This window comes from Pontibacter sp. HSC-36F09 (assembly GCF_024171605.1).
GTDB lineage: Bacteria > Bacteroidota > Bacteroidia > Cytophagales > Hymenobacteraceae > Pontibacter.
In genome coordinates this window covers 1-16226 of the sequence record NZ_JALKAA010000002.1, presented here as the reverse complement: position 1 = coordinate 16226, position 16226 = coordinate 1, and the positions used below count along the sequence as shown (strand labels likewise).

The window sequence follows — 16226 nt, the reverse complement described above, 5'->3', positions numbered from 1 at the left end:
CTATGTCAAGTATAGGACCACCTGTCTCTTCTTCCCGAGCCGCATACCTATACCTATACCTATACCTATACCTATACCTATCTGCCACTATAGCAGGCGTAGCAGATATACCTATACCTGCTCAATCAGGAGCACAAAAAAAGGCACAGCCCCTCTCGAGGGACTATGCCTTTCTGTTAGCATTTAGAACCCGACTACTGGTACAGGTATCTTAAGGCTGTTCTGTCGTTTGAGTTAAAGTAGCGGTTCACGCCCGTGCCGATGCAGGCCAGCATCCAGGAGTTAGGATCAGCACCTGTTGGCGTGCCCGGGATGTGCACAGCACCTACACTAGAGGCACCCTCGTTGTAGTACGAACCACCGCAGCTGTAGGCTCTGTTCATGTAGTCGGTATGGCGGAAGCCGATGGTGTGACCGATTTCGTGCGCCAGAATGGTGGCCAGGTAGTTCGTGCCCGGATTCGTGCCAAGATAGGCTGAGTTTACCTTCACAGAGTTGTACGGGTTACCACCAGACGGGAAGCCGGCAGAGGCCAGGTAAGAAGAGCCAGTCGGTGCCTTCGAAACCAGGATGTTGTACCCTGATGACACGCGGCGGAACTTGAGACGCAGGTTCTCGGCGTTGAAGCGGCGGATGGCCTCGTCCAGCGCCGTTACATAGGAAGAAGGCAGGCTGGTGGTGATGGCCACGTTGATGGTGCGGCTGGTGCCCACGCTTACCAGGTTGTTGGTGCGGTACTGCTCCTCCTCACCCACGCGCAGGGCAGTGGTTTCAGGAGAGGTTTGCAGGTCGCTCTCAGAGAAGAAGATGTCACCTTCCACAATGTAGCCACCTTCAGTGCGCTGCACATTGTCTGTGTTGAAACCCATCTCTGAAATTTTAGCCATAGCAAGGGGTGAAATCTCGTTGGCTGTTACATCGGCTTCTTCTTTCTGGCAAGAGGAGAAACCAAACATGACCGCGAGGGCCAGGAGCGAAAGTAAACGTGTTGTTTTCATTAAAATATATTTTTATAGTTAAACATGGACGAAATATATAAGAAAGAAACCCACTAAACAACACCCAGAAATTACTGAAAACCAGCGTTTTAACAGTGTTTATGAGCTCGAAAAAAGGTTTCGAACATAACAAACATTAAATATAATTTATATAAGAATTTAAGTATGCTTATGAAACTGGGTTGCAATAACATCGAGCACCCGCAGCTGAAAAAAAATTAAAAAAATTAAAAAAAATTCATGCACTTTTCTCTTCTTCCATATGTGTTAAAACATCGATCCCAAAAGGCTACATTCCAACGTATGGTCACAAAAAAAAGCAGCTACCTGTGGGTAGCTGCTTTAGGTAAGCGCTGTAGCTGGTGTTGCTACAGAATGTTGTTGACCTGTTCTTTTATCTTCTCCAGTTCCTCTTTCATTTCCACCACATGATGCTGTATGGCCGAATCGTTGGCTTTAGAGCCGATCGTGTTTATTTCTCGGCCAATTTCCTGCGAAATGAATCCCAGCTTCTTGCCCGTTGGCTCTGGCAGGTATACCGTTTCGGTGAAGTAGTGCAAGTGATTGATCAGGCGAACCTTTTCCTCCGCAATGTCGAGCTTCTCCATATAGTAGATCATCTCCTGCTCATAACGGTTCTGATCGTAATGCTCGGAGGTTGACACTTCAATGATGTGATTTTTGATGCGGTTGCGGATATGCTCCATGCGCACCGGGTCCTGCTTCTCCACCTCAGACAGCAGTATCCGGATGCGATCGATGTAGGACATGATCTCAGTGGTAAGGGCCTTCCCTTCGTCCGCCCGAAATACGTTGATGCTCTCGATCGCCTGCTCTACCAGTGGCTGTACGGTATCCCAATCAGCTTCGCCATCCTCATCTTCGCCCTGGTCCTGCTGCAGCACATCCGGCATGTGCAGGGCCAACCGGAAAAGATCGTTTTTAGAGCCTCCCACCATGTCAGCGGCAGTATTCAGCTCTTCGTAATAAGCCTTCAGCAGGTCTTTGTTGATATTGCTCTTGGCTCGCTGCGCTTTGTTTTTGGTATAGTCAACACAGATGCTCACTTTGCCGCGCACAAGCGCTTTTGTTAGCATGGTGCGTATCTCGTACTCATGCTCCGAGAGGAAGCGTGGCAGACGCACGGTCAGGTCCATACTCTTAGAATTGAGCGATCTGATTTCGACGTGGAGGGAATACTGGTCAGTATCGAGGCGGGCACTGCCATAGCCTGTCATGGACTGCAACATAAGCACTTTTAAGTATGATGTTCCGGCAAATTAGGTATAATTCCTCACTTATACGCAGCCGGAAAGCCAAAAGCTTAAAACTGGCAACGTAATGGCGCCTCCACTACTGTAGGGAAAATATTAGTTGAAGGACCTTGCTTAGAGCAAGTCATTTTAGCTAGGGCACCATCTGGTTTACAGCATCAATCATGGCCATGACCTCCGAAGGATGGCTGTCCTGGCGCTCACCCCGCTTTTTGCCGAGCCGCACGATCACGAGTTCTTTCTCAGGTATGACAATAATATACTGGCCCAATATGCCGCGCGCGTAAAATACAAATTGACCTTTGTAATCCGGCAACAGCCACCACTGGTAGCCATAGTGCGTAGTCGGTTTTCCGGTGTTGGCATCGGTCAGGCCGCTTGGGGTAATGGAGGCTTGCACGTACTCCGGCGAAACCAGGGTATCGCCCTGCCAGACGCCATTTTGCAGGTATAGCTGGCCGATACGGGCGAAATCGCGGGCATTGGAGAAGAAGCAGCAGTAGGCTTTCTCGTTGCCAAGCGGGTGGTCGATGCTCCACTCGGCTTTTTGCTCGGCTCCCAGCGGACGCCACAGTTTTTCCTCGGCATAGTCCGCCAGGTTCTGCCCGGTGGCTGCTTCCAGCACGAATCCCAGTACCTGGGTATCCCCGCTTTTATAAGAGAACTTCCGCCCCGGCTCCTCCACCGCTTCCAGCCTTCGGACTACTTTCTTCAGGTCAGATCCATAGTAGGCTTCTGTGGTAACGGAAAGCGGGTTAGCATACGATTCATCCCAGTTCAAGCCGGAGCTCATCCAGAGCAAGTGCCGGATTGTGACTTTTGCCTTGGCTCCTTCTTTGAACTCGGGCAAAAAGTACCCTACCGGCTGGTCTATACTTTGGATCGCCCCTTCCTGCAGAGCTATACCTACCAGGATGCTCACAATGCTCTTCGCCACCGAGAAGGAATTGCTCAGCGACTCTTCCGAATAGCCATCCCAGTACTGCTCATACAGCAGCGAGTCGCGTTGCACGACCACGAAGGCGACAGACTCCAATTGTTCGTGGAGCTGCTGTAGCTCTTTTGGAGGGGAAAGCTGATTATAGTTGGTGGCAAGCGGCCAGGGCTGTGGCGTTTCGGCTGCCTCTATCTTACGCTGATGAAAAATCAGGTTGTCGTCAATATCAGCGAAGTTATGGTATAGCGCCTTGTACACATAGTTTTTGTCAGCCATGTGCAGCCAGGCGGCCGCCAGCCCGAGCACCAGAATAAAGCCAATACCAAATCGTTTGGTTTTCCGGTTCATGCCCCTACCTAGAAGTCGTATCCTAAGGTGATGTAAAATTTAGGCCCTCGCCGCGAATCATCTTCCTCACTCCAGGCCATGTCGACCTTGCCATAAACGCCGAACAAAGTGGTGCGGGCTCCCACACCATAGCCCAACAGGAATGGGTTGCGGTAGTTGATCACCGTGATCTCGAACGGACTGGTGTTTGTCTGGTCAATGCGGCCGCCGATCACGCGGGTGTTGATGGAGTTGTTACCTGTGAAGGGGTTGGTACCGTTGTAGGCCGATCCGGCGTCACCGAAGGCTGTAAACTGCAGGTTGCGGAAAAAGCCCGACGGGATTGGCCCATCGTAGAGGTACTGCACAATAGGCACACGCAGCTCCAGATTGGCCAGCAGCACCTTAGACCCACGACGTGCGTTGAAATTGAAGCCGCGCAGCGGGGTGGTGTAATCGAGGTAAAAGAGGTCGGCAGGTGTGCTTACCACCACATCCTCACGGGTCGCTGTACCGTCGTCCTCCGATGCAAAAAGCCAGTTGTCCATACCTCCGATCAGGAAGTTTTTGGGTGCGTTGCCGAAGAAGGCGCCATAGTTGATGCGGCCCGCCAATATGATCTGGCGGTGTATTTTCTGGTAGCGGCGTACATCCAAGTAAAACTTGCTGAAGTTCTCCGAGCTGTGCTCAAAGTTTTTCAGGCTCATGATGCCTGCTTTCATGCGGGTGCCTTCCAGCATGTTGACGCCGCGCACCACGGAGTTGTCGTACACCAATTCCACACTGCCGCCACCGAAGTAATCAACCCTGTCTGGTGTAACGAAGCTATTGATATAGGTGAAGCGTGTGTTCACGAACCGGGGCTGCATGCGGATGCTGGTACTGTAGCTAAGCGGGTATACCAGTGTTGGGGAGAACTCGTGTTTACCGAAGCGCACCACAGAGCCCGGAAACTCCGGTGCCTGGCCCACGATCACATCGCGTCGGTACTGCAATCCGATATCGAAGCGGTTTTTCAGGTTCATGTACTCAGCGAACATGCGGCTGGTTTCCAGGTCGGTGCGCACAAAGGCGTTCCCCCGGATATGGTGATTCTCGAACAGATCGCTCATGTTGACACCACCCACTATACCGAAGCCCAATTGCGGATCAGCGTATACCGACGTGATCACCTCCTGCACACTGAAGCGCAAGTCATAGTCGACAGGGCCAGCAATGGGCACACCGCCATCGGTTGTGCGGGCACGCTGTGGCGCTGCGGCTTGGGTTTTGGCCTGTGTTTCGGCTTGCTCCTGTTCTTTGGCGTCACTCTCAAACTTATAATTCTCAATGTCCACCTCTCCCTGTCGCTGAGCTTTCCTTGGTGTGGCCCCTTCCACGATCTTACGAGTGGTGGCGGCGGTGGAGGCAGAGGTCCGGGCACGGGTTTCCAGTATAATCTGGCGGGATGTTTTTGGCAGTGCCTCCTGGGTGGTTGGGCTGAATGTCGGGAAAGCGTACACAAAGCTGCGGGCATCGTCAGTGGCCGTCAGCACCAGGGCATTTGCATCGCCCCCAAGGTCGTAGCTTTCGATGTCCTGCAGGAAGTTGGTTAAGGGACGGCGGGAGCCTGTGGCGATGTTGTACTGGTACAGACTGCGCACCCCGGTCTCTTCGCTCAGGTATACCAGGTTGCCGTCTGCTGTGGCACGCGGGCGTAACTCGCTAGCAATCGAAAAAGTGATCTGGCGGGCACTGCCACCGTCACGTGGCATCAGGAAGATGTCGTAGTTGTTCACCACACCCGAGAAAGTGCCGGTAGCCGTTTGGCCTGTCGTGTCGACAAAGCGGTTGGAACTGAAAGCGATGTTGTTACTGCCTCCTTTCAGGAAAACCGGTTGAATGTCGTCGTAAATATCATTGGTGAGTTGCTGTTGCATACGACCTCCGCTGGAGAGCAGGTATAGGTCCGTCTGCCCATCGCGCACGGCGCTTATCAGCAGGGTATTGCCGTCTTCAGAATAACTGATATCGCGTACCTGCGAGAACTGGCTGAGGGTAACAGCCGTCGTGCGGATGTCGTCAAAAATTGGAAAGCGGGAACGGCGACGTGTCGAGTTGATTTGCCGCAGCACCATCTGGCCACGTCTTGCCTCCACAAAACCAAGCTGGGTATTGGTACGCCATGCCAGAACCGGCAGTTTGTAGTCGATGCGCTGGTCTACAGTTCTATAGCCGCTCTTCCATACCACGCGGCTGCGGTTGCTGCCTACTTCTTTCACGATGATCTGGTAGCTCCCGTTTTCGTTCTCGGCATAGGCCATCAGCGTACCGGCCGGGTTCAGCACAGGCTGGGTATAATGGATGTCTTTTTTGTTCTTCTTGAAAACTTTGTTCTCGGCAGGCAGACTTACCAGCGGATTCTCGCCGCGGGTGTTGATCTGCATGTAGTAGTTGTGGCAATCCTGCAGAAAACGCTTGTAGGGAATGTTGAGGCTACTCGTGATGCCCACCTCCGTATCGCGGGTGATGCGGGTCAGGTTCAGGATGTTCTGGATGGAGGTATAGCCGTAGCGCTCCGCAATATAGTTCCAGATGGCCTGACCGCCCAGTTGCTGGTCACGGGCCAGCACGTCTTCCATGCGGGCCTTGCTGTTCACCATCAGCATATCGCGCACATAATTGTCCATGCGCAGGCTCCAGCCCTCGGCGGTATAGGCTGCCACGCCGCTGATAAACCAATCGGGCAGGCGCAGCAGGTAGCTGCTCTGCAGAGCTTCTTTCAGGCTGCCGCCATACATCATATCGTTCAACAGAAGCTCGGTAAGCTGATAGCTCAGGTCACGCTTGAAGTCGGTTTGGGTACCGTCGTAGGCCAGTTCCAGCTTGTTTTTGAGGAAGAGCGTTTCGCCACCGGTCTGGAACTGATCGCGCTGCATACCGATGTTGCTTTGCTTCAGGTCCGTCATCGAGTTGTAGACGATGAGCGTGATCTTGGAGTAAGGATAATAGCCAATAAAACTGGTGATGCGCTTGAGTTCGCGCTCGGCATGCTCGGCTGCGTTACGGGCTGACTGGTCACCGCCTTCGTAGAAGTATATGTTAAAGTTCTGGGTGCTGTAAAGCTTCCAATCGAAGTTCTTATACTGAATTCGGCTCCTGCCAAAAGTCTGCACATTAGGCTGGGCCATAGCCACTTCGCCTACCGCAGCGCAGCACAGGAACAGTAACAATAACCTTATAGGAAAACGCATGCGCTTAGAGTTCAGGGTTATGGTGTTTTATGTAGTCGTAATATAACGAATAATATCTCGAAATGTGTACGTCCGGCAGTATTTCTCCCCCTCCAATCAATGCTTTGGCAAACACATCAGCCAGGTATGGCGCCATCAGCACGCCTTTAGACCCCATCCCGTTGAACACGCTCAGTTGTGTATACTCCGGATGCCGCCCAACAAGCGGACGGCGGTCGCGCACGGCAGGCCTTATACCGGCCCAGTGCTTGCTCACCTGGTAAGTTTGTGTGGTAATCTGCTCAAAGCGCTCGCTTAACTCATCCTTGCCTTCGGAGGTTGGAAGCTCGTCGGGTTGGCGCCAGTTGTAGGTGGCCCCAATCTTAAAGCGGCCCTCTCCTACCGGAACAACGTAAACGGCTTTATTATAGATGCACTCCGGGTTAAAATCCTGTGTTTGCACTTTCAGCACCTCGCCTTTGGTAGGCTGCAGCGGCAACCAGCTAAAGTACGGATTGTTGACAGCCTGCCAGCCTTCACAGAAAACCAGATGCCTTGCTGTTATGTTTTTGTAAGCTATACCTTGCTCCGTCAGTTGCAATTGTTCTATCTCAAAACGCTCCGGTAGCAGCGCATTATCCTGTTCCAAGGCTTGCAGCAACAGGTCCAGTGTATCGGCAATGCGCAGGTAACCGCCTTTCCTGATCATGATGCCGCCGAATGGGTCCTGTATAGAAGCATCCTGTCCGGTGCTTTGGGTATAGGTGGCGCCGATGTACTCGCTCCAGTTGCCTTCGGCGCTTTTGGCCATCCAGTTGTTCTGCTCCTCTATGGTAGAGAATACTTTGTAGATCGGTTTATGTATGAAAAGCTGCTGTTCGAATCGAGCCTCCAGTTCGTCGTAAAAGCTGTCGGCATAAGGAAGCAGCGTATCCACGAGCCAGGACTTGGCGAAACGCTTGCCCGCCACCGGGTTTACGAGTCCGGCCGCTACACGGGAGGCGGAGTTGGCTTTGGGTTCGTCGATCACCAGCACCTGCTGGCCCTGTTTGCGTAAGGTATAGGCCAGTGTGGCGCCGGCAATGCCATGCCCCACGACTACGAAGTCATAATTCATACAGGCAATTTACGACTTACGCCTGAAGTTCGTAACTTAGAAGCCGAATTTGTGGGCCCGCGCCCTGTGAACGAGAAGAACATGAACGTTACCTGCCTTACATTTAACCCCTTCCAGGAAAACACATACCTGCTGCACGACGACACCAAGGAGTGCGTGGTGGTAGACCCTGGTTGCTATGAGCTAACCGAACAGCAAGAACTAAAGCGCTACATCGAAGCAAACGATCTGAAAGTAGTACGCCTGCTCAACACCCATTGCCACATCGACCATGTGCTGGGCAACAGGTTTGTGGCTGATACCTACAAGGTGGAGCTGGAGATACACGAAGATGAACTGCAGACGCTGCGCTCAGTACCGGTATACGCCCCGAATTATGGCTTTCAAATGTACAGCGGGATAGAAGCCTCTACCAATTACCTGAAGGAAGGCGACACCATTACGTTTGGCAACTCCGAGCTTCAGATTCTATTTGCCCCCGGACACGCACCCGGCCATGTGGTGTTCTACAGCGCGGCTGACAAGGTATGCATCGGAGGCGATGTGCTCTTTAAGGGCAGCATTGGCCGCACCGACTTGCCTGGCGGCGACTTCGACACTCTGATCAACAGCATCAGAACCAAATTATTTACGCTGCCGGATGACACCGTGGTATACCCGGGTCACGGACCTGAAACCACCATTGCGTACGAAAAAAAGTATAACCCATTTCTGCGCTAGCCCTCCGGATGAAAAAACACATACCTAACGCCATCACGTGCATCAATTTGTTTTGCGGTTGCCTGGCGCTATATTTTGCCTTTAACTTCCGGCTTGAATATGCCGCCTACCTTATAGGTATAGCAGCTATTTTCGATTTTATGGACGGTATGATAGCCCGTGTGCTGAATGCTTACTCCGAGATTGGAAAGCAACTCGACTCGCTGGCAGACATGGTTTCGTTTGGAGCCGCACCGGGCGCTATTATGTTTGGGCTGTTATCGCAGGCCGAAGCTTCTGTGCTAGGTATACCAGCTGATATTTTACCTTTCTTTGGTTTCCTGATCACGATCTTCTCGGCACTGCGCCTGGCCAAATTCAACATTGATACGCGCCAAGCTGAGTCCTTTATCGGTGTGCCGACGCCGGCCTGCTCCATGTTCATCGGTTCGCTGCCGCTTATACTGGCCACCTCCGGCAATCTGTACGACAACATCATCCTGAACCCTTATTTTCTGCTGGCGGTAACGGTCATTTTCTCATACCTGCTGGTGGCGGAACTGCCCTTGTTTGCGCTCAAATTCAAGAACCTGACCTGGAAAGACAACTCTATCCGCTTCATTTTCCTGGGTATCTCCGTTATTTTGTTAGCGCTCGCAAAATTCGCCGCCATACCGCTGATCATCGTGCTTTACGTTGTCTTGTCGATCTTCAAAAAAACGCCTGTCCCTTCAAATTCTCCGCTGGAGTAGAGGGTATACTGCAGGATTAACTTAAAGCAAAAGCAGGTATAGCAGGGCTAAGGTATACGCCTTGCAACAACTGACAGCCAAATCCCCGCCCGCTCCGTAACTGCAATTATCGCCGAATTATTTAGCTGAAAGGATAATCTTCTGTAAATTTAGAAAGCGTGTTATCCTTTCATTTACCTGCGCCTGCCATGCGGATTTTTCCTCTGCTGTATACCTATCTGCTAATTGGCTGCAACCTGCTAGCCCCTCATGCAAGGGCACAGGGAGGTATAACAGCCACACAGCAAAGGCAAAGTGCAGCGCAAGCATCTCACTCTACCCAGAGCACAGAAAATACTCAAAGCAAATTTGCCACTTCGTCGGTGCTCAGCACAGGCAACTGGTATAAGATCGGTGTAACCGGGTCAGGTATACACCGCATCGACAAGGCGCTACTGCAGTCGCTAGGCATCAATACCCAACAGCTTGATCCGCGCACGCTACAGCTGTTCGGGAACGGAGGTGGCATGCTCCCGCAACCAAACAATGTACCTCGCCCTGAAGATCTCGCGGAAAATGCCATCTTGGTGGCAGGTGAAACCGACGGGCGCTTCGACGAGGCAGATTATGCGTTGTTTTATGCGCAGGGGCCTCATACCTGGCAGCACACGGGAGATAACCCAGCTTTTCGGCACAGCCACAACATCTACTCGGATACCGCTTATTACTTTATTCGCGTCGGGGCAGGCAAAGGCCTGCGGGTAAGCGATAGCGGCCAGGCAAGCGGTTCAGGCCAAACTATCAACAGCTACAATGAGCGGCTCTACCATGAGCGTGACCTGAAGAACATGGTGTACTCCGGCCGGGAATGGTATGGCGAAGATTTCAGCGCTTTTACGACCTCCCGCGAAATTAGCCTGCCTGTATCGGACCTGGTGCCGGGCTCAGAAGTTCAACTCACGGCTTTCCTGATGGCCAACTCCTCGGCGGAGAGTTCCTATACCTTGCGCCTCAATGACCAAACACTGGGCACACAAACGATTAGCGGGCGTGGCACTTTTCCTTATCATCCGGAAGGAATCAACAGCATCAGCACCTATACCTTAAACCAGCAGCAACTTGGGCAACCGAAAGAATTAAAGGTAGGCATCAGCTTCAGCACAGGCAGCAACGCCACAGCCCTTGGTTTCCTGAATTACCTGACAGTCAACTACGAACGTCAGCTCAGGCTCTACGGCGACCAGACAAGCTTTCGGTCTATCGCCAGTATGGCCAATCCGGTGAGTACTTTTCGTTTAGCAGGCACGGCTGCCACCACACAGGTATGGGACGTGACGGACCCGCTGCGACCTATTGTGCAGCAAACCACCACCTCAGGCGCAGATCTGCTTTTTAGTGCTCCAACTGAAGTGCTACGGGAGTTTGTGGCTTTTAAGAACAACACCGGCCTCAAACCCAAAGCCTTTGGCAAGGTAGCCAACCAGGATCTGCACAGCCACAACCTCGACGGCCGCCTCGACCTGGTTATCCTGACCCATCCCCGTTTTCTGCAGGAGGCCGCCCGACTGGCAGCGCACCGTCAGCAGCACAGCCACCTGCAGGTAGCAGTCGTCACCACCACGCAGGTATACAACGAGTTTTCTTCAGGCGCTCAGGATGTGACGGCCATACGTGACTACATGCGCATGGTCTACAACCGCAGCAGCAAGCAGGGCGACGATGTGATCTACCTATTGCTCTTTGGCGATGCGTCTTATGATTACAAAAACCGACTGCCTAGCAACACGAATTTTGTGTCCGTGTACCAGTCCCGGCAATCGCTGCACCCCATCAGCAGCTATTCTTCTGAAGACTACTACGGCTTTCTGGATGCGGAGGAAGGCGAATGGGCCGAGAACAGCACAGGCGACCACCTGCTCGACATTGGCATAGGCCGGTTGCCTGTCAAGACACCAGCAGAAGCCGCTACCATGGTCGACAAGATCATCGCTTACGATAGCCCGGGGCACTTCGGGAAGTGGCGCAGCCAGGTGACTTTTGTGGCCGACGACGGTGACTATAACGAGCACCTGAACGACGCCGAGTTCCTGAGCAGCTACCTGGAGCGTGAGCACATCAACTACAACCCCAACAAGGTATACCTGGACCTACACCCGCAACAAACCGTTGGCAACAGGCAACAGGCTCCTGCAGCCGTCGCTGCAGTTGACAAAGCGGTGGAGCAGGGATCACTGATCGTCAACTACACCGGGCATGGCAACGAAGTCAGTTGGGCCTGGGAACAGATTCTGACAGCACCTCAGATAAACAATTGGCGTAACAAAGACCGGTTGACCTTTCTGCTGACCGCTACTTGCGAATTTGGCCGCTACGACGACCCAAGACGTGCTTCTGGCGCTGAACTCGCGCTGTTGAATCCGCAGGCCGGGGCCATAGGCCTGCTAACCACTACACGTCCCGCTTTCTCAAACGATAACCGGGTGCTCAACCGCAATTTCTTCAAAGCAGCCCTCCACCCGATTAACGGTCGGATGCCCCGACTGGGAGATGTCGTGCGACTCACCAAAAACAGTAGCCTGACAGAGACAGGTGGCTCAAGAGGTGTGAATAACCGGAATTTTACGCTCCTGGCTGATCCCTCACAGCAACTGGCCTATCCGCATTTACAAACCCGCATCACCCAAATTAATGGCCGACAAGCTTCCTCCGATACCCTCGGAGCGCTGGGCAGGGTAAATATGAAGGGTGTGGTAACCAATGCAGACGGAAGCACTGCCACAGATTTTGAAGGCACTTTGCACATCACCATTTTCGAGAAACCAGCTACCCGCCGTACCCTCGGCGACAATACCCCAGAGCGCACAGGCGAGCCGGCTATACCCGGCGGCAAGCAACCTATACCTGTCCAGCTGCGCGAGAACATGGTGTATAATGGGCAAGCCTCCGTAAAATCCGGCGCTTTTGAGCTAAGCTTTGTTGTTCCCAAAGACATCGATCATCGCTACGGGGCTGGCAAGATCAGCCTGTACGCCAGCAGTGCGGCACACGACGCCATGGGAGCCGACACAACCATTGTGCTAGGAGGCACTGCCACAGGTATAGCCATGGACAACATGCCTCCTGTGGTCAAGCTGTTCATGGATGACGAGTCATTTGTATCTGGTAGTACCACAAGCCAGAATCCGTTATTGCTGGCCAGGCTATTCGACGTAAGCGGGCTGAACACAGCAGGTATAGGATCAGGCCACGAGATGCTCACTATACTGGATAAAGGCACTGAACACGCCATAGTGCTGAACGATTACTATACCTCAGACCGCGACAGTTACCAGTCCGGCACTATTCGTTATCCGTTTAAAGATCTACCGGAAGGTCGGCATACTTTGTCGCTCAAGGCTTGGGACACGCACAACAATTCAGCTGAAGAGCGGCTGGAGTTTATCGTGTCCAACAACGAAAAGCTGACCATCACGCAGCTGCTGAATTACCCGAACCCCTTTTCAACAAACACGACGTTTCATTTCGACCATAACAGAGCAGGCGAAAACTTAGATATCCATATACAGATATTTACCGTATCAGGACAATTGGTGAAGACGCTGCAAGGCACAAGCAATACCAGTAAGTCGCACTTGTCTGAGATAACCTGGAACGGAAAAGACGAATTTAACAGTACATTAGCCCGCGGCGTATACGTTTACCGAATCATTGTACGTTCTCAGTATGATGGAGCAACGGCTACAAGTTTTGAGAAACTTGTGCTCTTGAATTAGTAAAATCCTATAATATTTCTATATTTGATTTTGCATCAACACCCTCTATATGTATAAGAAAAATTTACTTGTAAAAGCCACTGCATTTGTGGCTGCATTCTTCTCAGTGCACTTTGCATCAGCACAAACATCTACCATTGGACAGGATTCACGCACTGTAACCACTGCCGTTCCGATCCTGACAGTAGCGCCTGATGCACGGTCTGCCGGTTTGGGTGATGCAGGTGTTGCCCTTAGCCCGGATGCGAACGCACCACACTGGAACCCAGCCAAATTAGGCTTTGTGCAGAATGACATGAGCGTAAGTTTTTCTTATTCTCCCTGGTTGCGCAACATTGTAGACGATATGTCGCTCAGCTACCTCTCAGGATACAAAAAGCTTTCTGAGACGTCAGCTATTTCCGCTTCGCTACTATACTTTGACCTTGGTGATATACAATTCATCGACGCCAATGGCAATGACATCACGGAGTTTTCTCCTAAGGAGTATGCCCTGTCGGTTGCCTACGGACAAGCCTTGAGCGAGTATTTCAGCTTAGGTATAGGCGCCCGCTTTATCCGCTCCAACCTGGCCGGTAACGTGACCATAGGTGGCGGTGCCTCTCCTTTCGAATCGAAGCCAGGCAACACAGCTGCTGTGGACGTGGGTGTGTACTACAACCGCGATATTACCCAGACGCTGAACTTGGGTTTGGGTGCGAACATCTCTAACATCGGTGGCAAGATTGCCTATACCAATGGTGACCAGAAAGATTTTCTGCCTACTAACCTGAAATTAGGTACAGCGATTACGTATAACCTTGATCAGTACAACTCCCTTACCCTGGTGCTGGATGCTAACAAACTGCTGGTACCATCGCCAGGTGCTGACAGCTCACAGACAGTTATCAGTGGTATCTTTACCTCCTTCGGTGATGCACCGGGCGGCTTTAGTGAAGAGATGCAGGAGATCAATTTCTCCGGAGGTATAGAGTACTGGTACAACAACCTGTTCGCTGCGCGCCTTGGTTATTTTTATGAAAATCCGGAGAAAGGAAACAGAAAGTATATCTCAACAGGTGTAGGATTGCGCTACCAGAAATTTGGAATAGACGCGGCCTACCTGATTCCGAGCGAAAGGGGTAACCCCCTGGCTGAAACCATCCGTTTCAGTTTGTCGCTAAACTTAGATTAAAAACTAATTACAGAATGCTTGATAGAACAAAAGCACCAGAAATACATGAAATAGAAGCAGTCACGCTACAAATAGCTGAAGTAAGTCACTTAAGCAACGGAGCCAGACTGCATTTTATAAAAAGCGAAACCCAGCCTGTGATCAGGCTGGATTTTGTTTTTAAGGCGGGCAAGTGGTATGAAGACCGTGCCGGCCTGGCTGACCTGACCGGTAAGATGCTATTTGAAGGCAGCAAGAATTACACAGCTAAGCAAATCGCTGAAAAAGTAGCATACTACGGGGCTTCCTTTGAGAACAACCATGGCTATGATCGCTCGGAGTTTACACTCTACTGCCTCAGCAAATACGTACCAGAGCTATTACCTTTGGTGCTTGATGTATTGCAGAACCCGGTTTTCCCGGCAGAGGAATTTGAGCTTCTACGCAAACGCAATAAGCAAAACCTGAAGGTACAGCGCCAAAAGAATAATTACCTGGCCACACACAGCTTCACAAAACTTGTTTATGGCGAAACCCATCCTTATGTATTCGGTCTCGATGAGAATGCGCTGGATACTATAGCAAAGGATGAACTGGCAAACTTCTACAAGAGCAGGTATAGCACAGACCAGCTGGAGGTTTTTGCTTGTGGCGCCATTGACGAAGAATTGGAAAAATTTCTGGAAAAAGAAATTGCGACGCTACAATTAACAGGAGCGCCAAGTGAGCCTTCAGTTCCGAGTGGCAATATCGCCAGACAAGAAGATTTTGTGCTGATGCCAGAAAGCCTGCAATCCTCCATACGGCTGGGCCGGCAGTTCCCATTGATTGGACACGAGGACTACCATAAACTGGTCGTGTTAAATGAGCTACTGGGCGGATACTTTGGTTCCAGGCTAATGCGCAATATCCGGGAGGACAAAGGCTATACCTATGGCATCTATTCGGCCATATCGCCGAAAGAGCAGGATAGTCTTTTTTTCATCGGTACGGATGTAAACTACCAAGTGACTGATAAAACGATCGCAGAGATCCAGAAAGAGATAAAGCAGTTACAGGAAGAGTTGGTCCCGGAAGAAGAATTGCAAACTGTAAAGAGTTACATGCTGGGCAAATTTCTAAATGACATAGCAACTATCTTCGAACAGGGTGACAGGTATAAACGCATTGTGTTACATAAACTACCTTATGAACACTATAACAATTACATCAGTACCATTCGGGGTGTTACGGCTGAAGAACTACGGGATCTCGCAAAGCAGTACCTAGGGCTGGAGAGCTTAAAGACTGCCATTGCGGGTAAAAGGCCAGACTGATGCTGACCTAATCATTTTCAATGTATGCTATCCAAACAAAGAAGGCTGCCCATTTTAGGCAGCCTTCTTTGTTCAGGTATATTGACAGAAGTCGTTATATAATAAACGTGCTTTAATTTCGAATCCACATCAGCATAGAAGATACTGCTCTTGTTTTGGTCATGAGGATATCCTTAAGTAAGAGATGAGTCTGTGACAGTAGCATTACAACTTATAATAATAATTACAGCATACTAGGATTGACTTCTTAGATTAAGAGTTTGGGTGGGCGAGAGATACCCTTCGCTGATCTAGTACTTCGGCTATATAAGAAGTACAAAGGCTTATAAATCCATATTCCGAAGCTTCTCCACGGTGTGAACAGTAGAACTTGTACAGACACCTGAAAAGGAAAATTGATATATACCCATGGGAAATAACGCCGCACGCCACGGCTGGGTCTTCCTTCTGCTCCCATCGCTACGTGGTTGACTATGCCGGCCTGCTGCTTTTGTTGCCCTAGCGCCTACTGGTCTTTGCTCCTTGTCCCCTCGTGCTGTATTGGTGTAAACGGCGACAGCCCCTGCCTCTTTGCAGAGGCAGGGGCTGTCTGTTGTTGGGGTTGGCGGCCACCTACTCTCCCGGGTGTGACCCCAGTACCATCGGCGCAGCCGGGCTTAACTTCTCTGTTCGGGATGGGAAGAGGTGCT

General features: G+C 51.3%; 11 protein-coding genes and 1 rRNA gene. 6 read left to right on the top strand and 6 right to left on the bottom strand.

Annotated features, from left to right (window positions below):
- Positions 1–2: 2 nt before the first annotated feature.
- Positions 3–215: a hypothetical protein gene (locus L1278_RS06155; RefSeq protein WP_253401988.1), complete on the top strand. Its 213-nt coding sequence runs from the start codon at positions 3–5 to the stop codon at positions 213–215.
- Here the strand turns inward: L1278_RS06155 and L1278_RS06150 are convergent.
- The 5 genes from L1278_RS06150 to L1278_RS06130 form a co-directional block, all read right to left on the bottom strand.
- Positions 195–998, bottom strand: a complete 804-nt coding sequence (locus L1278_RS06150) for a M57 family metalloprotease (protein WP_253401986.1) — start codon at positions 996–998, stop codon at positions 195–197. The genes L1278_RS06155 and L1278_RS06150 overlap by 21 nt on opposite strands.
- 368 nt (positions 999–1366) lie before the next feature.
- Complete coding sequence (locus L1278_RS06145) at positions 1367–2248, bottom strand: YicC/YloC family endoribonuclease (RefSeq protein WP_253401984.1); 882 nt, start codon at positions 2246–2248, stop codon at positions 1367–1369.
- 157 nt (positions 2249–2405) lie between these two features.
- Positions 2406–3557 (bottom strand): serine hydrolase, encoded by a 1152-nt coding sequence (locus L1278_RS06140; protein ID WP_253401982.1) that lies wholly within the window; start codon positions 3555–3557, stop codon positions 2406–2408.
- Positions 3558–3565: 8 nt separating this feature from the next.
- The gene (locus L1278_RS06135; RefSeq protein ID WP_253401980.1) at positions 3566–6769 is read right to left on the bottom strand and encodes a hypothetical protein; all 3204 of its coding nucleotides are present in this window, start codon (positions 6767–6769) and stop codon (positions 3566–3568) included.
- A gap of 4 nt (positions 6770–6773) precedes the next feature.
- Positions 6774–7865 (bottom strand): FAD-binding oxidoreductase, encoded by a 1092-nt coding sequence (locus L1278_RS06130; protein WP_253401978.1) that lies wholly within the window; start codon positions 7863–7865, stop codon positions 6774–6776.
- 81 nt (positions 7866–7946) lie between these two features.
- On the opposite strand from L1278_RS06130, the gene L1278_RS06125 reads away from it, so the two are divergent.
- The 5 genes from L1278_RS06125 to L1278_RS06105 all read left to right on the top strand — a co-directional run bounded on the left by L1278_RS06125 (position 7947) and on the right by L1278_RS06105 (position 15537).
- Entirely contained in the window at positions 7947–8585 is a 639-nt protein-coding gene (locus L1278_RS06125) for an MBL fold metallo-hydrolase (protein ID WP_253403323.1), read from the top strand.
- Between the two features lie 8 nt (positions 8586–8593).
- On the top strand, positions 8594–9316 hold the full coding sequence (gene pssA / locus L1278_RS06120; protein WP_253401976.1) for a CDP-diacylglycerol--serine O-phosphatidyltransferase: 723 nt from the start codon (positions 8594–8596) through the stop codon (positions 9314–9316).
- A 188-nt stretch (positions 9317–9504) separates the two neighbouring features.
- Positions 9505–13068, top strand: a complete 3564-nt coding sequence (porU, locus tag L1278_RS06115) for a type IX secretion system sortase PorU (RefSeq protein ID WP_253401974.1) — start codon at positions 9505–9507, stop codon at positions 13066–13068.
- Positions 13069–13117: 49 nt separating this feature from the next.
- The gene (gene porV, locus L1278_RS06110; protein ID WP_253401972.1) at positions 13118–14242 is read left to right on the top strand and encodes a type IX secretion system outer membrane channel protein PorV; all 1125 of its coding nucleotides are present in this window, start codon (positions 13118–13120) and stop codon (positions 14240–14242) included.
- Positions 14243–14256: 14 nt separating this feature from the next.
- Entirely contained in the window at positions 14257–15537 is a 1281-nt protein-coding gene (locus L1278_RS06105; RefSeq protein ID WP_253401970.1) for a pitrilysin family protein, read from the top strand.
- 599 nt (positions 15538–16136) lie between these two features.
- Here the strand turns inward: L1278_RS06105 and rrf are convergent.
- Positions 16137–16226, bottom strand: a 5S ribosomal RNA gene (rrf, locus tag L1278_RS06100); the annotation flags it as partial.